Annotated in this window: 21 protein-coding genes; 1 reads left to right on the plus strand and 20 read right to left on the minus strand. The window is 50.4% G+C overall.

The genetic code is table 11. The features are described from left to right. From QF669_02625 to QF669_02720, 20 genes are all read right to left on the minus strand, one after another. Positions 1 to 281 (minus strand): DUF2723 domain-containing protein (locus tag QF669_02625; protein MDP6456339.1); only part of this gene is annotated, 281 nt, incomplete at its 3' end. A gap of 25 nt (positions 282 to 306) precedes the next feature. Continuing rightward, on the minus strand, positions 307 to 735 hold the full coding sequence (locus QF669_02630) for a DUF1844 domain-containing protein (protein MDP6456340.1): 429 nt from the start codon (positions 733 to 735) through the stop codon (positions 307 to 309). A 31-nt stretch (positions 736 to 766) separates the two neighbouring features. Next, positions 767 to 1,624 (minus strand): class I SAM-dependent methyltransferase, encoded by an 858-nt coding sequence (locus tag QF669_02635; protein MDP6456341.1) that lies wholly within the window; start codon positions 1,622 to 1,624, stop codon positions 767 to 769. Positions 1,625 to 1,678: 54 nt separating this feature from the next. Next, entirely contained in the window at positions 1,679 to 3,775 is a 2,097-nt protein-coding gene (recG, locus tag QF669_02640; GenBank protein ID MDP6456342.1) for an ATP-dependent DNA helicase RecG, read from the minus strand. 76 nt (positions 3,776 to 3,851) lie between these two features. Beyond that, complete coding sequence (locus QF669_02645) at positions 3,852 to 5,231, minus strand: hypothetical protein (protein ID MDP6456343.1); 1,380 nt, start codon at positions 5,229 to 5,231, stop codon at positions 3,852 to 3,854. Next, the gene (locus QF669_02650; GenBank protein ID MDP6456344.1) at positions 5,228 to 7,876 is read right to left on the minus strand and encodes a valine--tRNA ligase; all 2,649 of its coding nucleotides are present in this window, start codon (positions 7,874 to 7,876) and stop codon (positions 5,228 to 5,230) included. The genes QF669_02645 and QF669_02650 overlap by 4 nt, the downstream gene beginning before the upstream one ends. Before the next feature lie 49 nt (positions 7,877 to 7,925). Further along, positions 7,926 to 8,432: a cyclic nucleotide-binding domain-containing protein gene (locus QF669_02655; protein MDP6456345.1), complete on the minus strand. Its 507-nt coding sequence runs from the start codon at positions 8,430 to 8,432 to the stop codon at positions 7,926 to 7,928. A gap of 30 nt (positions 8,433 to 8,462) precedes the next feature. Next, a complete protein-coding gene (locus QF669_02660) occupies positions 8,463 to 9,590 on the minus strand; it encodes an NAD-binding protein (GenBank protein ID MDP6456346.1) in 1,128 nt (375 codons plus the stop codon). A gap of 317 nt (positions 9,591 to 9,907) precedes the next feature. Next, positions 9,908 to 11,320 (minus strand): 23S rRNA (uracil(1939)-C(5))-methyltransferase RlmD, encoded by a 1,413-nt coding sequence (gene rlmD / locus QF669_02665; GenBank protein MDP6456347.1) that lies wholly within the window; start codon positions 11,318 to 11,320, stop codon positions 9,908 to 9,910. A gap of 53 nt (positions 11,321 to 11,373) precedes the next feature. After that, a complete protein-coding gene (locus QF669_02670; protein MDP6456348.1) occupies positions 11,374 to 12,237 on the minus strand; it encodes an aldehyde dehydrogenase family protein in 864 nt (287 codons plus the stop codon). A gap of 36 nt (positions 12,238 to 12,273) precedes the next feature. Continuing rightward, positions 12,274 to 13,743, minus strand: a complete 1,470-nt coding sequence (locus QF669_02675; GenBank protein ID MDP6456349.1) for an aldehyde dehydrogenase family protein — start codon at positions 13,741 to 13,743, stop codon at positions 12,274 to 12,276. A gap of 12 nt (positions 13,744 to 13,755) precedes the next feature. After that, positions 13,756 to 14,661 (minus strand): deoxyribose-phosphate aldolase, encoded by a 906-nt coding sequence (deoC, locus tag QF669_02680; GenBank protein MDP6456350.1) that lies wholly within the window; start codon positions 14,659 to 14,661, stop codon positions 13,756 to 13,758. Between the two features lie 17 nt (positions 14,662 to 14,678). Beyond that, the gene (gene glmM, locus QF669_02685; protein ID MDP6456351.1) at positions 14,679 to 16,040 is read right to left on the minus strand and encodes a phosphoglucosamine mutase; all 1,362 of its coding nucleotides are present in this window, start codon (positions 16,038 to 16,040) and stop codon (positions 14,679 to 14,681) included. A 137-nt stretch (positions 16,041 to 16,177) separates the two neighbouring features. Beyond that, the gene (gene rpsU / locus QF669_02690; GenBank protein MDP6456352.1) at positions 16,178 to 16,354 is read right to left on the minus strand and encodes a 30S ribosomal protein S21; all 177 of its coding nucleotides are present in this window, start codon (positions 16,352 to 16,354) and stop codon (positions 16,178 to 16,180) included. Between the two features lie 20 nt (positions 16,355 to 16,374). Beyond that, positions 16,375 to 17,211 (minus strand): sigma-70 family RNA polymerase sigma factor, encoded by an 837-nt coding sequence (locus tag QF669_02695; protein MDP6456353.1) that lies wholly within the window; start codon positions 17,209 to 17,211, stop codon positions 16,375 to 16,377. 174 nt (positions 17,212 to 17,385) lie between these two features. Beyond that, the gene (gene rsmA / locus QF669_02700) at positions 17,386 to 18,150 is read right to left on the minus strand and encodes a 16S rRNA (adenine(1518)-N(6)/adenine(1519)-N(6))-dimethyltransferase RsmA (protein ID MDP6456354.1); all 765 of its coding nucleotides are present in this window, start codon (positions 18,148 to 18,150) and stop codon (positions 17,386 to 17,388) included. Further along, on the minus strand, positions 18,147 to 18,908 hold the full coding sequence (locus QF669_02705; protein MDP6456355.1) for a TatD family hydrolase: 762 nt from the start codon (positions 18,906 to 18,908) through the stop codon (positions 18,147 to 18,149). The genes rsmA and QF669_02705 overlap by 4 nt, the downstream gene beginning before the upstream one ends. An 8-nt stretch (positions 18,909 to 18,916) precedes the next feature. Continuing rightward, complete coding sequence (metG, locus tag QF669_02710; GenBank protein ID MDP6456356.1) at positions 18,917 to 20,818, minus strand: methionine--tRNA ligase; 1,902 nt, start codon at positions 20,816 to 20,818, stop codon at positions 18,917 to 18,919. Beyond that, a complete protein-coding gene (locus QF669_02715) occupies positions 20,815 to 21,960 on the minus strand; it encodes a DNA polymerase III subunit delta' C-terminal domain-containing protein (GenBank protein MDP6456357.1) in 1,146 nt (381 codons plus the stop codon). Before QF669_02715 ends, metG begins: the two co-directional genes overlap by 4 nt. Beyond that, positions 21,957 to 23,141 (minus strand): peptidoglycan DD-metalloendopeptidase family protein, encoded by a 1,185-nt coding sequence (locus QF669_02720; GenBank protein ID MDP6456358.1) that lies wholly within the window; start codon positions 23,139 to 23,141, stop codon positions 21,957 to 21,959. Before QF669_02720 ends, QF669_02715 begins: the two co-directional genes overlap by 4 nt. A gap of 204 nt (positions 23,142 to 23,345) precedes the next feature. Here QF669_02720 and QF669_02725 point away from each other — a divergent pair. After that, the coding region (locus tag QF669_02725) for a cyclic nucleotide-binding domain-containing protein (GenBank protein ID MDP6456359.1) at positions 23,346 to 23,692 on the plus strand (347 nt) is incomplete at its 3' end.

The raw sequence follows: 23,692 nt of genomic DNA on the forward strand, positions 1-23,692 counted from the left end.
ATGAGATAGAGGAACATCACCGCTAGAGAACTCACAAGGGGAGAAATGAGGTTTACCCTGAAGGCTATATCATCGCTGAAAGGAATCAGAGAGAAGAGCCGTCCAATAATGAGATATAAGGGACTTCCGGGCGGATGGGGAACACCCAGAATATAAGACGTTGCAATGAACTCCCCGCAGTCCCAGTAGGACAACGTGGACGCCATGGTGTCAAAATAGATAAGGAAGGAGACGAGAAAAACGCCTCCCGCAAGAATTGTATTTATCCTTCTTGCAAACATGTTACTTCAGCATCTATCAGGTGGCTTAACCGTCACTTTTGTCCTTTTTCTTTCGGCTCTTCAGCGGTTTCACCTTCTTCTTCTGCTTCTTCTGCTCATTAGACTCCTTTGACTCAGTTTTACTCTTATCCTCAGATTCAGAAGAAGTTTCCTTATCCTCTTCTGCAGAAGTTGACTTTTCTGCTTCTGTTTTCTTTTCTTCGATGTAGTTCAGTTTCAGACTACCTAGGTTCGTTTCCATGAATTTTTCTTCATCTTGCGCTAGATTTCCTTCCATCCGATCCTTGACCATATCGAGCATATCGATATAGAAACCGGCCTCTTCAAGATTCTTTTCAACCTTATCGGTTATCGGATTCTTCAGTTTCCCCAGAGCAACCCAAGCACTCTGCGTAAAAGTAGAGATAAGATGAATAAACAGATGTTCATCGCCTTTTTTTCCGTTTTCAGACATGATCCCTAATCGCTCCTTTCACTTTTTGGTTTCAGTCAATTCTCTCTGATGTGCGAGAGTTTCTAATGATATAAATGATAGAACTCCAGCGGTTCGAATCGTTCACTGCAGACAGATTGGATTTAAGCCCGGTCCAGAGACCTCGCAGAGTAGAGCCGAATCCACTCTTTTCACTAAGCATAGAAATATAGAACGCGTCAAAAGGGAGGCCGTGAGTGCTGGAGATAGAAAGACCGTGCCGCTCAAGAAGTGTCTCCATCGTATGCCGCGTAAAATGGGTGATGTGTCGCGGGACATCGTAAGCCGCCCACTCCGCCCCATAATGTTCGGCGTCCAGTGAGTTCCAATTGGGCAGGCCCAGCACTAAAGTACCATCGTCCCTTAAAGATGAGGTTACTTGGCGCAGATAATCGTTCGGATTGGGGATATGTTCGAAAGCGTGCCAGAATGTGATAACGTCATATTCCTCCTCACTGCCGGCGAACCATTCTTCAGGAGATCGCAGCGTGACAGCATATCTCTCAGACACCTCTCGCCTCGCCACCTCACTCGCATCGATTCCATCTACCTCCCAACCTGCCCGGTGCATGGCGTGCAGGAATTCACCACTGCCGCAACCGACATCAAGGATCCTGCCGCGATGCATCTTAGTTTCTGTTGTAACGAGATTCCGTTTTCTTGCCAGCATCAGTTTACGAACAGTGCGGTAAGCGAAATTGCCGCCCCCACTGGCGGCATGAGGTGTATAGTTTTCTGACTCATAGTAGCGATCTGTTTCATCTTTATCGGGGACAGGACTGGTCAATCGCAAGCCGCAGCCGTCACACTCAAGAACCTTGAACTCCTCCTGAGTGACGACATGGTCTCTGGCGGCAAATACGACTGCCAACTTTTCTCCAGCGCATACAGGGCACTGTTCGACTTGAATCATCTGCCATAACTCTCAGCTGATATTGACCATATGGATCATATGCTGATAATCGCGCATGAACCGTTTCCTGATCTGCTCATGTCCGTTCAGTCTCAGATGGGGGTCTTCTTCAACAACATTAAAAGCCGCCTTTCTCGCTTCACGAATGATGGAACCGTCTTTCACCAGATCTGCGATTTTCCACTTGAGATATCCATGCTGTTTGGTACCGTAAAACTCGCCAGGGCCGCGTAATTTAAGGTCTTCGTCAGAGATTTCAAATCCGTCGTTCGTCCTCAAGATAACATCCAGTCTGAGACGGGAAGTTGCCGTAATCTTACGCTGTACGAGAATGCAGTACCCCTTTTCGGAGCCCCTACCTATTCGTCCTCTTAGCTGGTGAAGCTGCGTCAGTCCGAACCGCTCGGCGTTCTCTATCAGCATCACCGTGGCATTGGGTACATCAATGCCCACCTCCACCACGGTAGTGGAAACCAGTATCTGGATCTCGTTAGCGCCGAACCCGTCCATGATTCCGTCCTTTTCTTCTTTCTGCATTCTGCCGTGAAGGAGCGCCAATTTCAAATTGGGGAAAATCTTACTGGAAAGAGTTTTAAATCCGGCTTCAGCCGCCTCCAGATCACTCTTTTTCGACTCCTCGATGAGAGGGTAGACGACGATACATTGGCGACCTTTCTCAACCTGGTCAGACATGAAACTATAAACTTTCTTCAGCGTGTCCTCATTCACTTTCCGGGTTACCGGTGGTTTCCGATCTTTAGGCATTTCGTCCAGCAGGGAGAGATCCATATCGCCGTGATAGGTTATTGCCAGCGTTCTCGGGATGGGCGTTGCCGTCATGATCAGGACATCCGGATTAAACCCTTTTTCAAGCAGCTTACCCCTCTGCAAGACACCAAACCGCTGCTGTTCATCGATGACAACAAATCCCAAGTCCTTAAACCGGACATCCTCTTGAATTAGAGCGTGTGTACCCACCACCACCTGCACCCGGCCGTCGGCGATCCCTTCCAGGATTTTCTTTCTCTCAGACGACTTCTGTTTACCCACCAGCAACGCCGTGGTGATCTGCGTTTTCGTCAGGTAGGACGCTAACACACCGTAGTGCTGATGAGCTAATATTTCCGTAGGCGCCATGATCGCTACCTGAGCACCGTTACCCACCGCAATAGCCGCCGCCAGGATGGCCACAATGGTTTTACCCGCGCCAACATCTCCCTGCAACAGCCTGTTCATCACCTTGGATGATCCCATGTCTTGCCGGATCTCCTTCAGAACTCTCTTCTGCGCTTGGGTTAACTCAAAATCCAACTGATCGTAGAGAAGCTTCAGATAAGGCCCCACTTTCGACATGACTCTGCCTTTCGATTCAGTAATGCCAGTTTTCCTGAGGGCCATGAGTAACTGGAGGAAGAAATGTTCATCGAACTTCAGCCGCCGTGTCGCTTGCGACAGGCGATCCGAGTCTGGTGCGAAATGGATGAATCTGAGTGCCTCGTCGAGCTGGATCAGGTCATATCCCTTGCGCAACTCCTCATCAAAGAATTCCTCACGATTGTCCTCAAGAAAGTCCAGTGCACTGCTGATGATCCTCCTGAACCCCCGACCATCGAGCCCCACTGATTTGAGCGCCTGAGTGGAAGGATAGAGAGGAATGACAGCTCCCGTATGTAATGGATCACTCTCCTCCTTTGAGAGGATATCATATTCGGGATGGACCATCTGAAGACCTTTGAAAAAGTCAATTCTACCGTGAAAGGCAATCCTGTCACCCACTGAAAAAACTTTCTTGATGTAATCGGCGCCGTTAAACCACGTACAGGTCAGAAAGCCGGTGCCGTCATTGACAATCATCTGATAGTACTTCCGTCTTTTAGAGGTACGAATACCGCCGGCTTCAACTTTGCCTACCACCGTGGCGGATATATCTTTTTCAAGATTCCTGATTGGCGTAACAGTCGTTCTGTCAAGGTGACGGCGGGGAAAATAATAAATAAGGTCTCTAACAGCGGTTACACCTTCAGTCTCGAGAACCGCTGATCGCTTAGGCCCTACACCTTTTACGAACTGGACCGGTGTATCGAGCCTTTTGCTTCTCGATTCAGGCATCAATGGGACGCCGGTAAAGGCATGCAATCATAACGAAGGTCCTTATGACAGGAGAGAGAAATGGCAGAGATGACCTCTACTGCCACTCCTTGCGATAGGTATAAGTGATGGTTTCAGAGGCGCGCGGCTTTAAATTAAACTCAAATTGAATAGTCTGGGCATCCACCTTTTTATAGTCGTCCCGGGACGGTTCTCTGATAACCCAATCACCAAAGATGTGCTCTATGACCTGCACATTTACGATATCATCGCGCTTGTTGTCAATCTGAAGCTGAATCATCGCTTCTTCACTTTTCTTCTTACGGTCATAGTTCATCACTGTCCTCTTTCCCAGCACATCAAAGGCTCGGCCGGCAGTCACAGAGGCATTCTCTCCTACAGCTATCTGTCCAAGATAATCCTCGCCGGCAAATTTTGCCGCCGTAGCACCGGAAGCCGAAACATGCTGTTGAAAGATCTGGAACAGGCCGGCTGGTAGAGGTATGCCGAGGCCGCTGGCTTTGTTATTCGTAAATGAAAGTTCCACGGACAGAGGCCCTTCTCTGTTGAACCGTTCGTTGTTTTCGAAGCGGTAGTGACGGGAAAAAGTGATCTCTCTATCGGGATAGAGCGAAGCTGAAATAGACTCTCTGGCTGGAAGAGAAATCGATTCTGAAATTGAATAGAAAACATAATCACCCAGCAGATCCTGACTAAAAGTCAAGGCATCTGACTGAGATGCATCCGTTGTGACCGGAGATTTTTTCGCTGCGCGGAAATGCTGATCTCTCAAACGCGAGCCGTTTTGAACCCGCTTCAGTTCACCCTCCACCAACTCAAGCCTGGCCGCAGAAAATGAGAGGTTCGTTTCGTTTTTCAGTATTGCCTGAGACACTATGGTACCTGATTTTTCATCAGGTGATATGATGAGCCTGTAGTTGGCGTCCCAGTCAAAACCACCTGTTATATAGACCAATTCCCCTGTAACAGTTCCCTTTCTGGAGCTGTTCATCAGCCACTCCAGTTCCGCCCTGACCGAATAGTCGCCGCCCTTCTCATGAGCTGTAATGTCAACAACTTCATTGAGATTCAGAATCTTTACACTTTTCTTACTCTTAATGGTGATCCATTTGCCGTCAATATCCATCAGTTCTCCCTTCACATGCTTGGCATTCGAAAGGGTAACAGTAACTGATTTTCCCAACTGATCCCTGAGAAAAGCAAAGGACTCAAAAGTGTCCCCATGAAACTTCTGTAAAATGATGTCGGCGCCATCCATTGTCAGGAAAGGCGAATTGGGTTCAGTGCGGTCAGGTATAAGTTGATATCGCACTTCGTTCTGCCCTTTGACCAGATTGAATGATGCAGGCTGATTCACAAGTCCGAAACCATCTTTGTAGAGCGTCACCGTAGCATCGCGCGACTGTCCGCAGACAATTGACGTAAATAATAGATAAGTGATAATATTCTTCTTCATGATAACATTGACAGGTTTTCTTTCAGTTTTGAAAGGTTCGTCTGTATATCCTCCAGTTTCTGTCTCTCCTTTTGAACAATCTCCTCGGGTGCCTTGTTGACGAAGCTACTGTTCTTCAGTTTCGATTTTACGTTTTCTACTATGCCGCTGAGTCTTTCCATTTCCTGCGAAAGACGCTGCTTTTCTTTCTCCACATCGATCAAACCTTCAAGCGGGATAAATAGTTCCAACCGACCGATGATGACAGTAGCGGAATGCAGCGGTCTGTCAACATCGGTGCCGATGGTCAGTTGGTCAATTTTGGCGAGATCACGGATGATCGCCTCGTTAGAGAGCAACAGTTGCCCGTCCTCACCTCTGGCGAGAAGATTAGACTTCAGTCCGGGTGGAACTTTCATCTCAGCACGAACTGTCCTGATGCCCGTGACCACCTCCTGTAGTGATGCGAAAACTTTCTCCGATTTTTCATCAATCAAAGAGCTGTCCGCCCGCGGCCATTCAGCAATGACCAGATCTGGAACTGACTCGGTTCCCCGTCTAACCTTTGACAGCCGCTGCCAGATTTCTTCGCTGATAAATGGCGCGAAAGGGTGTAGTAATTTAAGGATATTCTCAACCAGATGAACGGCCAAACTGAAAGCAACATTCTGCTGCATTTCATCTTCGCCATACAACCTCGACTTAATGATTTCCACGTACCAATCGCAGAAGTCAGACCAGGTAAGATCGTAAATCCTTTTAGCGATTTCATTAAAACGATAATCATCAAACATGCCATTGATTTCAGAAATGGTGTTGTTGAGTCGGCTCAGCATCCACCGATCCGCCAGCTCCAGCGCTGCGCCATCTATTTCAGACAGCGGTGTCGCGACTCGTCCCGGCTGACTCATGATAACAAACCGTGACGCATTCCACAGTTTATTCATAAAATTGCGTCCCACCTCAACGCGTTGCTCCGAGAAGAGAATGTCCAGTCCTTGAGGCGCAATGAGCATAATTCCGTAGCGCAAAGCATCGGCACCATACTTGTCAATGATCGCCAGTGGGTCGGGAGAATTTCCCAGCGACTTGCTCATCTTACGACCCTGCATGTCACGGACCATACCGTTAAAGTAGACGTTTTTGAACGGTACTTCTCCTCTGAATTCGAGACTCGACATTATCATTCGCGCTACCCAAAAGAAAATAATATCAGCACCTGTAACAAGATCATCACTGGGATGGAAGTACTTCAGATCTTCTGTTTCATCTGGCCACCCCAGCACGCCGACAGGCCAGAGCCATGAACTTGCCCAAGTATCCAAGACGTCCGGATCCTGCCGCCAGTGAACCTCATCCTCAGGAGGATCAACTCCACAGTAGACTTCTCCTGTTTCGTTGTGGAACCAGACAGGAATTCTGTGTCCCCACCACAACTGCCGGCTGATGCACCAGTCTTGTATATTCTCCATCCAATGCTCGTAAGTTTTTATCCAGTGCTTAGGATGAAAAGTGATATCACCGTTCCTGACTGCCTCAAGCGCAGGCTTGGCCAACTCGGACATTCGCATGAACCACTGCTCAGAAAGATACGGTTCGATAGGTACCTGACCGCGATCTGAATAGCCGATACTGGTCACGTAAGGGTCCACTTTCTCAACACAGCCAAGTTCCTCCAGTGCTTTTACCACTTTCTCCCGCGCCTCGAATCGATCGAGCTGCTGGAACTGCTGGGGAACGTTTTCATTCAGGGTGCCATCGTCGTTGAAAATATTAACCTTCTCCAGATCATGTACCGTTCCGATCTCAAAATCATTGGGATCGTGTGCCGGCGTAACCTTGACGCACCCGGTACCGAACTCAGGATCGACAAAGGAATCGGCAATGACAGGCATCTCCCTGCCGACAAGGGGCAGCACTACCGTCTTACCAACGAGGCTCTTAAACCGTTTATCGTCCGGATTAACCGCTACGGCTGTATCGCCCAGCATCGTCTCAGGGCGGGTGGTAGCCACCGTTACATACTCATCAGAATCTTTCACAGGATAGCGGAAATACCACAGATGCCCTTCAACTTCACGGTAGATTACCTCTTCATCGGAAATGGCCGACTTTGTCTTCGGACACCAGTTGACGAGTCGCGTACCCCTGTAAATGTTATCTTTCTCATACAGCTTCACAAAAGCGGTGATAACTGCCTTGTAGTAGTCGTCATCCATTGTGAATTTCTCGCGGGACCAGTCGCAGGAGCAACCGAGGCGTTTCAACTGTTCAATAATGAGTGAACCGTATTTTTCCTTCCACTGCCACGCGTGTCCGAGGAATTCTTCTCTGTCAATCTGATTTTTGTCGGTCCCCTTCTCCGCCAGCATTCTGACAACTTTGGACTCAGTAGCAATAGAGGCGTGATCCGTTCCCGGGACCCAACAAGCCTCCTTATCCTGCATACGGGCACGGCGGACAAGAACGTCCTGGATGGTATTGTTGAGGACGTGCCCGATGGTGAGGCTTCCGGTTACATTGGGAGGGGGAATGAATATTGTATACGCCTTCTTGCCGGGATCGACCACAGCACGAAAATAGTCCTTCTCAAGCCAATGTCGATACCATCGATCCTCCACCTTCGAAGGATCATAGACCTTGGAAAGTTCACTAGTGGTAGTCACTGTTCAGCCCATCGAGAATTCGGTATAAGAGAGTCTTGGATCTGCAGCTCTATTTCTCAAGGATCAGACTGAAGGCCGTCGTCAGTTTCAAAACATTCTGATTGGCCTTGACGAGATTATCCGTTACAATTGCGGCAACGTTTCTCATCACCTTGTAGCCCAGTTCCGGATTAGATCCGCATATGGTGAAAAGATCGTCATTCATTACAACCGCCATTTCACAGTCAGTCTGAGCTTTCACCGTTGCCGTACGCTTATCATCGTTTCCAAAAATGGACATCTCGCCGAAAACAGGATGCCACTCGCTGGGCAGGCTGATGATGGCCTTTTCTCGTGTATCATAGTCTCCCTTACTCAGCTGCATTGTAAGCGCCTGGTTGATCTCCACTTTTCCGTCCAGGAGAAGATAAATCGAATCACCAATGTCTCCTTCGTTGAAAATGATCTGCTCGGCCTCGAAGTTCTTAATCTGCATCACGTTTTCAAACTGCTTGATCTCGTCATCTGACAAATCTTTGAAGATACGATACTGCCCAAAATCAACTGATTCAGTCATATTATTCCCTCATGTTACTAAGTAGCATATTCATTGGATGACGATAGCCTTTTCGTTTTCCTGGATCATATAGTCTGCGCCGGGATTGATCATCACCGACATTCTGTTCTCCTCACCAAGGGAGTGACCAGCCTCTTTGAGCTTCCTCTCGATGAAAGCATCCAGAGCTGAAGTATCCGATGAAAGAATCTCGCCGATCCCAATCTGTTCGTCTTCAGAATAGACACTCACCAGGAGCCATCCGTGCTTGCTTTTGAAATGGTCGGAAAGTTCAGGAAACGGCTTGCCCACATATTCCAGGGGAATTGACGTACGGTGAAATCTGCTGGCTGTCTGATTGTCTAACAGACTATCGAGCGTCTGGGGCACACCCGGATCCAAAACGTGCGAGGCGATCATGTAGGCGCCGAGATCATCGCTTAGAATAACTTCATCCGCATTAGCACGCTTGATGTGCGTCAGGTTTTCCCTCTCGGTAATATAGGCTATCACTCTGATATTGGGTGCCAGTGTCTTCATGGTCAACGTGCCGAAGATCGTCTTTTCATCAGGATGGCTCCCCGCCTCCAATGAATCGTTCGGTACCACGATGGCGGTGGAAGCAGATTTCAGATTCGCCCTCTCAAGGATCGTCTCCCTCGTGTAATCTCCGCGAACGAACTTGAACTTGATCTCTCTGTACTTATTGCGGATAGCCGCGATGGCGTCCTCGGACGCCTCGTTGATGAGGACTATCTGCAGTTTTTTACCCTGACTGAGACTTTGGAGTGAATCCATAATGCGGTCCACATTCTTATTCCAGCCGCACAAAAGGATGTGATCAGTTACATTGAGTTTTTCCAAACCTTTATCCTCCCGAATCTTTCTTGCCACAAAAACGGATGAAATTGTAGCTGTTAACAGTGCAATGAGAGAAATGCCGGCAAACATAATAACGACTGCGAATAACCGGCCTTCTGGCGACATCGGCGAGAAGTCACCGTAGCCAACAGTCGTCATGGTAACGATTGCCCACCAGAAAGGATTGTTCCCTTCGGTAATATCCTGCGTCCCTTCGAGCAGTCCAATGCCATATCCGCCGATAATCATAACGGTCAGGATGCCGGATGTGATCTGAACTACGGGCCTTCGTAAAGCAGATCTGAGAAATTCGACCATAAGACTAATTTAATGCTTCATACGTAGAAATCGTAGCGATAGTGGGACAGTGTTGCTATTGAATAAGGCCAGTTGAGGAGGTATCTCCATGACCGGGGAAAAGATGGACTGGATGGAACGTTGACGCGACGGCGGCCGGCTTGTTGACGGCGGATGTCCCGTCAAGCATCTACTTCGCGAGGATGGTGAGTGGCTCATTCAATCAGGCGAGGAAGGTGGTGGTGGTGGTGGTGGTGATGATGCGATAGATTCCCCCTCCGCCGGTCCATCTATTATTCAATTATTCCATTACTCCATTCCTCAAATAGATTGCCTCGCTACGACGCAAGCAGGAGTGCCACAGTCTCTATATGCGGCGTATGAGGAAACATGTCCACCATGGCGAGGCGTTCGAGTCCGTATCCAGATTCAGTGAGCACTGCCACGTCCCGCGCCTGCGTTGACGGATTGCATGAGATATAGACGATCTTCCTCGGCTTCATCCGGGCGACGTCGTTTACCAGCTTGGGATGCATCCCGGCTCGGGGCGGATCCAACAGCACGGCGTCCGGTTTCTCGATCTCTTTCAGAATCGGCGTTACGCGGAAGTATTTATCGAGATTTGACTCAAAAAAGCGGCAGTTGGTGACGCCGTTGCACACGCCGTTTCGCACCGCATCCTCCACCGCCGGAGGGATCAGCTCGAAACCGTAAACCTGCCCCACGTGAGATGACATAAACAGCGACGTGGAGCCTGTGCCGCAGTAGAGATCGTACAGAATCTCGTCGCCGGAGAAGTCAGCGAACTCCAGCGCCGCTCCGTACAGTTTCTCCGCCTGCACACTGTTCGTCTGGAAGAAGGAGTTGGCTGAAATCTCAAATGTGTAGCCTCCCAGCTTTTCGCGGATGTATGGCGGCCCGTGAAGCGGCACCTCCCACTCGCCGTAGGAAACTCCCGCCTTGCGCCGAGTGATGTTGTTGACGATGCTGCTGATCTGCGGAACTTCTTTGGTCAATCGCGCCACCACGGGCGAGAGTAAGTCCGGCTCCTCACGGGAGGTCACGAGATTTACCATCACCTCCTCCGTCCTCTCCCCCACGCGGATGACGAGATTCCTCAGGAACCCTTTGTGCTTCACAACGTCGTACGGCTTCAGCCCCCGTTCCCTCGCCGTCTCCTTCACGATCCTCAGGATGTCGTTGCCCACAGGCTTCTGAATCCAGCACTCCTCCATGTCAAGGATCTTGTCGTAGCGCCCAGGGACGTGAAGTCCGAGGGCGAAGCTCCGGTCGGCGCCCTCCTCCTCTTCCGGCAGTACCCAGCGGCGGTTGGAAAACGTGAATTCCATCTTGTTGCGGTAATGGAAGATGTTTTCGGCGGAGACCACCTCAACTAATTCTACATCGGGGATGTGTCCGATTCTGCGGTAGATGTCCACAACCTGAGATTTCTTCTGCTCAATCTGCCCCTCGTAATCGAAGTCCTGAAACGTACACCCACCGCAGGTCGGAAAGTGCTGACATTTCGCTTCCACAGAAGAAGGCGACGCCTTGACAGTCTCCAGTAGGACGGCTTCCACATAGCCCCTGTGCTTCTTCGTAATGCGACAGAGAGCCGTCTGCTGCGGCAAAGCATTTTTCACGAAGACTACAAGATCGTCCGTGCGCGCTACGCCTTTGCCGCCGAATGCGAGCGATTCGATGGTTAGTTCGATCTCGTCACCGACTTTCAGATTGATCGGTTCAGGCACTGTATGCTTCCTTCTGTTGCTCTTTGGAAAAGTGGAATGAGAGTTAGGAAAAGTCAGACGCCCACAGGATGCCAGGTCGTCTTCAATTCCTGTGTTCTCAGAATGTGGTACGGCCCTTGAGAGGACTCCTTCTGGAAATCTCCGTCATTCAAAATAGTGACACGCTTGACATTCACAGCCGCTTCTGCTTCAACACTCCTGATTTCGCTTTCATCCTCACCGCAGTAGATGATGGCGTCAACCTCCATATGCGATGCGAAATGCTCCAACAGCTCGGAACGGAATCCTGTCATAATATTGACCACTCCCGGCGGAACGTCAGATGAATGAAGCACCTCGGCAAACGTGACGGCGCTGAGCGGTTTCGATTGGGAGGCGAGAAGAACACAGCTGTTACCGCCGATAATCACAGGCGCCATGACCGACACCAATCCCAGCAGCGAAGATGATTCAGGACAGATCGCGCTCACAACACCCATGGATTCAGTGACCGTGAAGTTAAAGTATGGCACGGCCACTGGATTGACACTGCTGAATATCTGCTGGTATTTGTCAGCCCAGCCGGCATAGTAGATAAGCCGATCGACGGCGGCATCCACTTCCTTTTTCGACTGCCTCTTGGAGCTCCCCTGAAGTGTAAGTTCGTCCACAAACTGTTCGCGCCGCGTCTCCAACATCTCTCCCACGCGATAGAGAATCTGCCCTCTGTTGTAGGCGGTCCGACTGCGCCAGGGAAGGAACACCTTACGGGCTGACCCCACTGCGTCCCTGAAGTCTTTGCGCGATCCGCGGCAGACGTTGACTACCTGTTCACTGTCAGGAGCACACCACTCATAAGTCCGGCCCGACTCGCTACGGGGGAAGCGACCGTTGATGTACAGCTTGTAAGTTTTTCGAATCTCTTTTCTTTTGGCCATCTCTCTACAGCATCCTCAGTCAATCCCGCTCACGTGTCAATAGAGCTCCACATAGGACAGCAGTCCGTGAAGACCTCCCTCTCGCCCGATGCCGCTCTCCTTGTAGCCGCCGAAAGGCGACGCCGGATCAAACTTGTTGAACGTGTTCGCCCACATGACACCGGCTCTGATCTCGCCCGTGACCTTGAAATACTTCGCCCCCTTTTCCGTCCAGACGCCGCCGGAGAGTCCGTAGGGCGTATTGTTCGCCTTCTCGATGGCCTCCTCCACCGTCCTGAACGTCTGAATGGCAAGGACAGGACCGAAGATTTCTTCCTGTACGACGCGGTGCGATTGAGAAACGCCCGTGAAAAGTGTCGGCGGATGCCAGAAACCTCTTTCTGGAAGGGAACAATTCGATTGATAGACTTCGCCCCCCTCGTCCTTGCCGATCTTCATATACATCCTGATCTTATCCAATTGTACGCGGGAGTTGATGGCACCGATATCTGTGTTCTTGTCCAGAGGATCTCCCAAAATCAGAGTTGCCATGCGGTCCTTCAGCTTTGTGATAATCTCATCAGCCACACTCTCCTCCACGTATAGTCTCGATCCTGCACAGCAGACATGCCCCTGATTGAAGAAGATTCCGTTGACGATTCCTTCCACAGCCTGATCGATGGCGGCGTCAGCGAAAATGATATTGGCAGCCTTGCCGCCTAATTCCAGCGTATACCTCTTGCCGATGCCCGCCAGTACACCCTGAATATATTTGCCCACTTCTGTCGATCCCGTGAAGGCGATCTTGTCCACACCGGGGTGATTGACGAGATGCTTGCCCGTTTCGCCTCCGCCCGTGATGATATTCACCACGCCGGCAGGGACTTCCGCCTCCTGCACGATCTGGGCAAGTTGCATGGCTGTGAGGGGCGTCGTTTCCGCCGGTTTGAGGACGACGGTGTTACCAGCGGCCAGCGCCGGCGCCATCTTCCACGCCGCCATCAGAAGCGGAAAGTTCCACGGAATGATCTGCCCCGCTACGCCGACCGGCTTCGCACGCCTGCCGACAAATGCGTAGTCCAGCTTATCGGCCCAGCCCGCATAGTAGAAAAAATGGGCCGCTGCCAGCGGAATGTCCACATCTCTCGATTCCCGTATCGGTTTCCCGCCGTCCATTGATTCGATAACAGCTAACTCTCTCGATTTTTCCTGGATGATGCGGGCGAGACGGTAGATTATCTTGCCCCTCTCCTTGGGAGCCGTTCTCGACCAAATCTTGTCGTACGCCTCTCGCGCGGCTGAGACAGCCTTATCTACATCGGCTTGTGTCGCCTCGGGCACTTCGGCCAGCTTCTCCTCCGTGGCTGGATTGATGGTGTCAAAGGTATCGCCTCCTTCGGACGCCACGAATTGACCGCCGATGAAAAGATCATATCGATCTTCCAGATGAACGTGATCCGCCGCTTGAGGTGCCGGGTCATATCTCCAGCCGCTATCGAAGTCCAGTGTAGATTCAGTTCTACTCATTTTTCGTAGTCGCTAAGCGATTGAGAAATAATCTGCGGATTGGTAAACCCCAGTCTCCTGTTTCACGATCTGCATCAGCACATCATTGGCGAGAGAACTGGCTCCGAATCGAAACAGCGCCGGCGTCAGCCACTCATTCCCCAGCGTCTCTCTCAGCATGACGAGGTACTGCACAGCCTGTTTTGCCGTGCTAATCCCGCCAGCCGGTTTCATGCCGACTCTTCTACCGGTTCTGTAATAGTAGTTCCGGATTGCTTCCAGCATCACCAACACCACCGGCGGTGTGGCAGCCGGCTTAATCTTGCCCGTAGACGTCTTGATGAAATCCGCCCCGGAGGCCATGGCGAGGTCGCTGGCCCTGCGGACATTATCCAGTGTACCTAACTCTCCGGTCTCCAATATAACCTTCAGATGAGCCTTGCCGCACGCTTCTTTCACGGCGGTGATTTCATCGGCTACATAGTCGTAATCGCCCCTCAAGAAACGCCCTCGCGAAATAACCATGTCCACTTCGTCTGCTCCATCATCAACAACCTGTCTTACTTCGTCCAGTTTTATCTCAGGCGATGTCATACCGCTCGGGAATGCTGTGGCGACGGCTGCTGTTCTGATTCCCGTCCCTTGCAGGGCATTGCTGGCCACGGCCACCATATTGGGATAGATACAGACGGCAGCCACGGTCGGCAGACCGGGATACTGATCGTGCAGATGAGCCGCCTTGTAACACAGCTGAATCACCTTCCCCCGCGAATCCTTCCCTTCGAGGGTCGTCAAGTCAATCATGCTCAGCGTCATCTTCAGAGCGGCGATCTTCGATTCCTTCTTGACACTTCGCTTGAAAAGGCGCGACACACGCTCCTCTGCTCCGATCTGATCGACGGGACGGGAATATTCCGCTATTTCTGAAACAGATATCATCCTGAGATACTTTCGCGTTACGTCATGGCCGGGTCGGCTGTGAAGACGTCGAGCTCACTCACTTTTCTAGCAAGCGAGAGTGCTTCATCCTCTGTGGGCGCCTCGGCATAAATTCTTACGATGGGTTCAGTATTTGAGCGGCGGATATGTACCCATCTGTCTGACCACTTCAGTTTTAGCCCGTCCACGAAGCTCGTCGCGGCGCCGTCGAATTGTTCCGCTATCCGCTGCCATGACTCCTCCGCCATGGATCCGTCAACCGTAACCTTCTCCTTCACCATGTGAAATTGCGGCAGCTGCCGGAAGATGGCAGTCAAAGGTTGCGACGTCCGCGCCATGCTGTCCAGAATTATGGCCGCCCCCACCAAAGAATCACGGCCGAGATGAACCTCTTTAAGGATAACACCACCATTTCCTTCACCACCAATGCGTGAGCCTGACTCTTTCATCATCTCAACCACGTTGATTTCTCCCACTGCCGATCTGTGAACTTCGGCGCCGTAACGTTCAGCAACTTTTTCAACGGCCATTGTCGTTGACAGGTTGGTCACAATCGGTTCTAAATCACCGGTGGTAGAAAGAAAGCCATCCAGCGCGAGGACCAATGTATACTCCTCACCGACAGGTTTTCCGTTCTCGTCGACCACTGCTAGCCTATCAGCGTCCGGATCGGTGGCGAAGCCGATATGACAATTTTCCTCTTGAACAAGTTGGGTCAGGCCAGAAAGATTTTCAGGCAGTGGTTCTGTCCCCCGGGTGAATTCACCCGACAGTTCGCAATTGATAGACACAACATCACAGCCAAGCCGTTTCAATAAGAGCGGTAGAGCTTCGGCCGCGGCGCCATTCACCGTATCCACCGCTACCTTATAGTTACAATCTTTGATCTTGTCAACATCCACCCAATCGATTCTGAGGACCCGCTGAATGTGTCGCCGGACCGCCTGGTCGAATCGGACATAATTACCGCTTTCACCAGCTGTTTCCCTCGCTCCCTGGTTTGCGAACCGCATCAGATCACCGAAGACATCCTCGTTCAGAAAACAGCCGTCCTGCGCAATAAACTTTAGTCCGTTCCACTCTTCGGGATTGTGACTGGCGGTGATCACCAGACCTCCCACCGCATCTGTATCTTCTACGGCAAACTGAACCGTAGGGGTGGGGCATATCCCGCAGTCGATAACATCTCTCCCCGATGTCAGGAGTGCCTCAATGACAGCAGAGGTGAGTTTGGATCCGGATGCGCGTGTGTCACGTCCAACGATGATTGCGCCTTCCCCGCACAGAGAATGGAAAGCTCCGACGTAGCGGCTGATCACCGATTCGTTAAAGTCTTGAGGGATAATTCCTCTGACGCCTGAAATAGTTTCGATCAACATTCCTTGTGCCTTACGACATACGGTACGAACCGTCTGAAATTAAGTTAATCAGACATAACTATACGGCAAAAAAAAATCCGGATCGAAAGAGACCCGGATCTTAATTGATAAAACTCTGGAGAAGGAGTCTTGAAACTCTAATAATACCTTCTCGGCTTTGGCTTACTCCGTTTCAGTTTCTTAGCTTTGCTCGGCTTGAGATAGAAAGACTTTCGCCTCACCTCTCTCAAAACACCGGCCTTTTCATACTTCTTCTTAAAGCGTCTGAGGGCGCGTTCCAGTTCTTCACCTTTATGAACGGTCACTTCGATCATTTAACACACCCCCCTCCTCTTTATCCAAGATAGTTTCTCAGCGCTTTACTGCGTGACTTGTGCCGCAAGCGTCTGATAGCTTTTTCCTTGATCTGCCTCACACGCTCCCGCGTAAGACAGAACTCTTCGCCGATTTCGTTGAGTGTCAAGGCGTAGTCACGATCAATCCCGAAGTACATTTTGATAACATCACTTTCCCTCTTTTTTAGAGAGTTTAGGCACATCCTGATCTCCTCTTTCAGGGAGTCGGACATAAGTCGGGTGTCAGGCGGTCTCTGCTTATTGTCTTCGATCACGTCCATGAGCGAATTCTTATCGCCGTCTCTGAACGGAGCGTTGAGCGAATGGTGCCGCCGGGAGATTCGAATGGCGTCCATCACTTCATCTCCGTGCATTTCCAACTGCTTGCCGATTTCTTCCTCATTGGGAGGACGTTCGTTTTCAGATTCCAGATGCTCCGCGGCTTTCGTGATTTTGCTGATGGTACCCACCCTGTTTAATGGCAGGCGGACAATTCTGGAGTGTTCAGCGAGAGCCTGAAGGATCGATTGCCTGATCCACCACACCGCGTAAGAGATAAACTTGAACCCCCGTGTTTCATCAAATCTTTCGGCAGCCTTGATCAGTCCGAGATTGCCTTCATTAATGAGATCGGTGAGTGGAAGACCTTGACCCTGATAATCTTTCGCTACCGAAACCACAAATCTGAGGTTTGCCTCTGTCAACTCCTGTAAAGCTTCATCATCGCCCTGCTTTACCCGCTGCGCGAGCTCAACTTCCCGAGCCGGTGGTAACGGCTCAAACTTGCCGATTTCTTCAAGATACCGGCTTAGACTTCTATTAGCATCAGTAGCCATTCAAGACCCTCCTATCGATGGTTAACGCGTTGAATTATTTCGTGCAAAGTAGGTAAATTTACTGCTCTCAGACGGATATTTCAAGAACTCGAGTGACTTCTTGTAAATGCGTTTTCTGTTGTGTTCGGGGAGGGGTTCACAGTCTCCATCAGGAGGGATCGAGAACAGGCTGAATCACCTCAGTGAGCGGGCCAGATTGATGAATTCCTCTACAGTGAGAGTTTCCGGTCTGCGACTGAGATCAATGTCGACCGTTCGATCTGAGACGTACTCGGCCAGCGAATTACGCAGCATCTTGCGCCGCTGTGAAAAAGAGTGCCGCACAATTTCGCGGAAAACGTTCATTGTCTCTCTTTCCTCTTCAAAACGACCGTGATGTTTCAGTGAAACGATAGCTGAGTCAACCTTAGGCTGCGGTACAAACACTTCCGGCGGTACGGCAAACTTATACTTTACATCCATGACTGCTCCTACCATCACCGTCAGACGCCCGTAACTCTTTGCTCCAGCAAGCGCAATCAGCCGATCGGCCACCTCCTTTTGCACCATGATGTGGATGTCCGTCCACCGCTGAGGTGATTCCAGTAACTTGAAGATGATGGGAGAAGTAATATTGTAAGGAATGTTCCCCATGACGCGGATACGACGACCTTCGAACAGGAGTCGAGTTAAGTCGAACTTGAGAAAATCTTGATTCAGAAAGGTACAGTTTCCGAGCTCACTGTTTTGTTGTAGACTGTGGCAGAGTTCCCTGTCAATTTCCACGCCGACGAGATCATTCACCAGTGGAGCCAGTAGTTCTGTAAGGGCGCCCCCGCCGGGACCTATTTCCAAAATGGAATCGGAAGGTTCGGGCGAAACGATACGTACAATCTTCTTGAGCAGATTTGTGTCGGTGAGAAAGTGCTGTCCCCAGCGCTTCTTCAGCTGATGCTTCACCGCGGAAGTCCGAAGAAACTACGCGCTGTAGATGTCGTTCCTTCGGCAACCAGATCTAGAGTCTCACCCCTGATTTCGGCAATCTTCAATGCAATGTGAGAAACATTCGCCGGCTCGTTGAGCTTTCCACGGTTGGGAACCGGAGCCAGAAAGGGGCAGTCCGTCTCCAGCATCACCGCCTCAAGGGGTACGCTTCGCAAGACATCTTTGGTGGTGTTCTTGCCAAACGTCACTATTCCTGTAAATGAGATTATCCCGCCGAGGTCAAGGACGGACCGCGCCATCTCCACATCGCTGGAAAAACAGTGAACGACAAATCGACTATGCCGTACGGCCGTAAGAACCTCAAGAACAGCTTCGTCAGCGTCGCGATTGTGTACAATCGCCGGCATTGCCAGTTCTGCCGCAAGATACAACTGTCTCTTGAAAACGTCTCTCTGGATTTCTTTGGGAGACAGATTACGGTAAAAATCGAGCCCCATTTCTCCAATGGACACAACTTTTGAATGCGATGCCAACTCCCTCAGTTGATCGAGATAGTCATCGGGTGCTTCTTTCGCATCGTGAGGATGGACTCCCACGGAGGCGAAGACCGACGAGAATTCTTCACTGATTTCAATGGACGTCCGCGACGAAGCAAGATCGGTGCCGACACAGATGATAGCTTCAACTCCCGCTTCATGTGCCCGATCAATAACATCTGGCAGTTGCGTTCTGAGGTCATCATAAGTGAGGTGGGCGTGCGTGTCGATGTACAATAGACTATTTACGAGATTCGGACGCCGGTACCCACCGAGGGATCGTCCACAGTGACAAGAATGATGGAATCATCCGAACTTGCCGCAAGGAGCATACCGTTGGATTCCACTCCCCTGATCTTGGCGGGTTCCAGATTTGTCACCACAACAATCATCTTTCCCACAAGGTCGTCCGCCGCATAGTGCTCCGCAATACCGGCTACTATCTGCCGCTCCTCATCGCCGATCTTGATCTGGATTTTCAACAGCTTATCAGCGCCTTCTACCTTCTCGGCCTGAAGCACTTGCGCCGTTTTCAGTTCAACTTTGGCGAAATCATTGATAGAGATAGTTTCGTCCGTCATCTGTTTCTCCTTAACAGCTTTATCTTCCTTTGATTTGTCTTCTCTTTCTTCAAGTTCAATCCGCGGGAACGGAAGTTCAAATTCTCCCAAGCGGGAACCGGGTTTCAACCCGCCCCATGAATCGTCAGAACTGTCCCCGTCCGCAATGCCGAGCATACTCAGAATACATGTCGTTCTAACCGGCATGATGGGAGACAGAAGCAGCAGCCCAATCCGGAGTCCCTCCGCAGCGTGATACAGCACCGTACCGGCCTGATCTCTATCCTTTTTTGCCAGCTTCCACGGTTGTCTGCGCTCCATATATTTGTTGATGGAGCGGATAAATTGCAGGATTTCTTCCACCGCTTCATTCACCTTCATCCGCAGAATAAGATCTTTGACAATCTCACCCATCCGGCCGCCATGTTTGCTCAGTTCTTTCTCAAATTCGCCGGCCGCTGCACCTTGTGGGATCCGGCCGTCGAAATGGCGCTGAATCAGGGTAGTAATTCTACCAACAAGATTCCCGAGATCGTTGGCAAGGTCACTGTTGTAGCGACGGACAAAGGCATCCACGGAAAAACTGGCGTCCTGTCCCAGCACCATATCTCTCATGAGGAAATAGCGGACAGGATCGACGCCGAATTCTTCAATCAGATCGAGCGGCCTCACTACGTTTCCCAGCGACTTCGACATCTTGAAATCTTCACTCAACCACCACCCGTGGGCGAAGATTGTTTGTGGCTGAGGGATATCAGCCGCAAAAAGCATAGTCGGCCAGTAAACGGCGTGCGTTGTCAGGATATCTTTGCCCACCAGATGATAGTTGACGGGCCACCACTTTTCAAACCGTTCCCCGTTTTCCAGCGCTCCAACGGCGGTCACATAGTTGATGAGGGCGTCGAACCATACGTAGGTCACATAGTCGCTGTCGAAGGGGATCTCGATTCCCCAAGACAGGCGGGACTTAGGCCGTGAAATACAGAGGTCGCCGAGAGGCTGTCGAAGGAATCCGAGCACCTCGTTCTTGCGGAATTCCGGCTGGATGAATTCGGGATGATCGTGGATATAATCAATCAACTGCTGCTGATACTTGCTCATCCTGAAGAAATAGTTCTTCTCCGTGATGACACTCAACTCCTTCTGGTGCTGCGGGCACTTTCCTCCCTCATCCAGTTCCTTCTCCGTATAAAACCGCTCACAGCCGACGCAATAGTAGCCGCCGTATTCATCGAAGTATATGTCTCCGTTATCATAAATCTTCTGTAGAATAGATTGCACAACCTGTTTGTGATCGTCATCAGTGGTGCGGATGAAGTAGTCGTTGCTGATATGTAGCTTCCGCCACAGTTCCTGAAAACGAACCACAGTCTCATCACAGTGCAATCTCGGTTCTACATCCCTCTCCGCTGCCGCCTGCGCCACTTTCTGTCCGTGTTCATCGGTACCGGTCAAAAAGAACGTCTCATCTCCCAGCCAGCGATGATAGCGCGACAGGACGTCAGCCAGAATGGTAGTGTAGGCGTGACCGATGTGGGGCTCATCGTTCACGTAATAGATGGGTGTTGTGATGTAGAACCTGTTCATCCTGACTCCCCATCCAAGTCGTCCTGAATATCCAGCAGTAGATTAATCAGCACCAAGTTCGGGTTGTAATTGCGCGAAAGAGAATCTGCACACGTTTCAAGCCTGGAGATAATGGCGGCATAATCCGCGGTCGGAAACTTATTCACAAATTCCCTTAACTCCCGTGCCGAATCTTGCAAAATAATCTCGGCCTGACCATTTAGTTTCTGGATATGCATGGCATCCCTGAACCAATGAACAAGAAGCTCCATATGGAAAGAGAAATCCTGCGTGTCAGCACGGTAAAGAGCGGAAAAATGCTTCAGAAAATTGTTCCAGTCATCGGCGGTTGCTGATGTTGTCCACCCAACCAGAGATTTCATTAGTCCCACTACTTCACTCAATTTTTCTTCTGCTAAAGTCCTCATCAGCCGGATACTCCCTTGACTGAGATGGGCAATCAATCGTACTTCACTGCTCTCCTTTTTCAATTCACCAGCGAGGTATGCCATCAACTCTTTCTCCGGAACCGGTGGAAAATACACTTCCTGGCATCTTGAACGGATCGTCTCGGAGAGGCGCTGAGGGAAGTCAGTCACGATGATAAAAGAGGTGTTATCTGGCGGTTCTTCGACTATCTTGAGGAGGGCGTTGGCCGATTCCCCCTGCTGAGTCATCAACTTATGCGCATCAAAGATGAGAATCATCTTGCGGCCGGCTTCCGACGCCTTGAGATAGATCTTCTCCCTTATCTCCCGTACCGAATTTATCAGAATTGTGTTGGCCCGCGGCAAATTAATCTTCAGGTAGGGTTCGCTCCCTTTCCTAACTGTGAGTTCACTCAGAAGTGTCATCATTTTGGTAGAGAGTGCCTTGAGAGGCGGGTCTTTCCTGGTAATTCTTTTGTTTGTTGGCAGGGGAACGACCAGCGAAAGGTTTGGATGCTGCAGTCCGCGGAACTTTGCGCAAGATGGACAGTTGCCGCAAGGCAGATCTTTCGGATCGCGGCAGTTGAGTAAAGAGGAGAACTGGATGGCAAACCCTTCCTTGCCTACTCCGGCCGGACCGTGAAAAAGGTAGGCCGAAGGGACACGATCGTTCTCAACGGCCGATAACAGCCGCTGCCATACAGTCTGTTGCCCGATCAATTTTTCAGCGGTCATGATTTTTTGAGCCAGCTCTCAGGATTCAACTTCTTCCTGTTACCCCAGATCTCAAAGTGAAGCTTTGCCCCATCCAGTGAGCCCGAATCTCCCACATGGGCAATGACCTCTAGAGCATCCACGTAACTGTTTTCTTCCACTTCCACATCTGTGATGTGCGTATAGACGGTATAGTAACCTCCACCGTGATCGATGATTATCGTATTGCCGTATCCGCGAATATAGGTGACGGTTGTAACAATTCCGTCAAATACTGATTTTACTTCACTGCCCTCGGTTCCCCGAATGTCGATTCCCGTATTCTCGGTTACCGTCTTGAGGGTAGGATTCTTGTGTGACCCGAATCTTGAAGTGATTCTACCTTTGACCGGCCAGGGAAGTTTACCCCGCAGTTTTGAGAAATCTGTAGTCACCAATACTGCTTTCTCCCGGCGGCGGCGCTCCAGTTCGGCGAGACGGGACTTCCTCTCTTTATCAAGCCTGGAGAGGATCGCCTCCAGCTCAGTGGCGGCATCCTGACGTTCTGTCAAAGCATGAGCCAGTTCGCGCTTGTCCCGCTTGAGACGATCCAGCTCCTTGCCTCGCATGCGGCGGCGCTTCTCCAGCCAATCCTTCCTTTTGGACTTCTCCGCATCGATCCGCTTCATATCCTTCAGCTCACTGTTGAGAGTGGTTCGTTTTTCCTGGATCTCCTTCAGGGTCGTCTTGATGCGAACAGATAATACCTTATCGTAATCGTTAATGATCTTCAGATACTTGGCCCTGTAGACCGCCTGGCTCCACGATTCGGCATCCAAAAGAACCTCAAAGTCTGACAATCGCCCTTTGCGATAGACATCTACCACACGACGGGCATATCGATCTTGAAGATCCGTGTATTCATTTTCTTTTGTCTCAATCTCCTTCTCAACCTCATGGATGGCTTTAACCTTCCTCTTTTCTTCAATTTTCAGGCGGTAGAGGAGATTTCTGATAAGCGAAATCTCCTCATCAAGTTCAGCTACTTTTTGAGCTGTACTCTTTGCTCTGGAGCCCGTTTCGGAGATCCTTTTCTCAAAATCCCGGATCTCATTCCTCAGTTTATCCAGCTCTTTAGTATGAAACTGGATGTCCTTATCGATATCTTCCGTCTGAGCGAGTACGAAGGAAGAAGAGACGATCAGTGCAAGTAAAACTGGCAATTTTGCTCTAACATTCACGGCGTGAAAATAGAAGCACCCTATGTGATTATCAATTCATTTCCGGTTCCCAGTTCCAATACTGGCGCATTAAGAACACATCTATTATCACCCCGTCCGATTCGAGTGTAGTGAATAAGCTTGACTAAGTTTTACCGTGTAGCTACTTTGCCAGCCACTAAACTATCATCTTCAAGGAGGCAGATATTGAAAAGCGCACTATGGCCTAATCTGTTCAAGGGTTGGGGTAAGACAGAAAGTGAGACTGTCTTGACTCTTAAGAATGTCCCCGTCTTCAAGGGATTCACGGACAAAGAGTTTGGCGAGTTGGAGCAGCTGATCCACCGCCGCACCTACAAACCGGACGAATATGTTTTCAAGAACCAGGCACCGGGAGAGGGAATGTACATCATCGTCTTCGGAGGTGTGAAAATTTCCATCGGCTTGAGATACAGCCAGGAGCAGGTACTGGCCGAGTTGAAGGCCGGCGATTTCTTCGGCGAACTGGCACTCCTGGGCGATGAGCCCAGATCGGCCTCCGCCATCGCCACGGA

Source organism: Candidatus Neomarinimicrobiota bacterium (assembly GCA_030743815.1).
Classification (GTDB): domain Bacteria; phylum Fidelibacterota; class Marinisomatia; order Marinisomatales; family S15-B10; genus UBA2146.

Excerpts from the sequence above, each read along its gene's own strand:
- QF669_02630 (MDP6456340.1), bottom strand. The coding sequence starts at position 735 with ATGTCTGAAAACGGAAAAAAAGGCGATGAACATCTGTTTATTCATCTT.
- recG (MDP6456342.1), bottom strand. The coding sequence starts at position 3,775 with ATGCCTGAATCGAGAAGCAAAAGGCTCGATACACCGGTCCAGTTCGTA.
- QF669_02645 (MDP6456343.1), bottom strand. The coding sequence starts at position 5,231 with ATGAAGAAGAATATTATCACTTATCTATTATTTACGTCAATTGTCTGC.
- QF669_02655 (MDP6456345.1), bottom strand. The coding sequence starts at position 8,432 with ATGACTGAATCAGTTGATTTTGGGCAGTATCGTATCTTCAAAGATTTG.
- QF669_02660 (MDP6456346.1), bottom strand. The coding sequence starts at position 9,590 with ATGGTCGAATTTCTCAGATCTGCTTTACGAAGGCCCGTAGTTCAGATC.
- QF669_02670 (MDP6456348.1), bottom strand. The coding sequence starts at position 12,237 with ATGGCCAAAAGAAAAGAGATTCGAAAAACTTACAAGCTGTACATCAAC.
- QF669_02675 (MDP6456349.1), bottom strand. The coding sequence starts at position 13,743 with ATGAGTAGAACTGAATCTACACTGGACTTCGATAGCGGCTGGAGATAT.
- deoC (MDP6456350.1), bottom strand. The coding sequence starts at position 14,661 with ATGATATCTGTTTCAGAAATAGCGGAATATTCCCGTCCCGTCGATCAG.
- glmM (MDP6456351.1), bottom strand. The coding sequence starts at position 16,040 with ATGTTGATCGAAACTATTTCAGGCGTCAGAGGAATTATCCCTCAAGAC.
- rpsU (MDP6456352.1), bottom strand. The coding sequence starts at position 16,354 with ATGATCGAAGTGACCGTTCATAAAGGTGAAGAACTGGAACGCGCCCTC.
- QF669_02695 (MDP6456353.1), bottom strand. The coding sequence starts at position 17,211 with ATGGCTACTGATGCTAATAGAAGTCTAAGCCGGTATCTTGAAGAAATC.
- metG (MDP6456356.1), bottom strand. The coding sequence starts at position 20,818 with ATGAACAGGTTCTACATCACAACACCCATCTATTACGTGAACGATGAG.
- QF669_02715 (MDP6456357.1), bottom strand. The coding sequence starts at position 21,960 with ATGACCGCTGAAAAATTGATCGGGCAACAGACTGTATGGCAGCGGCTG.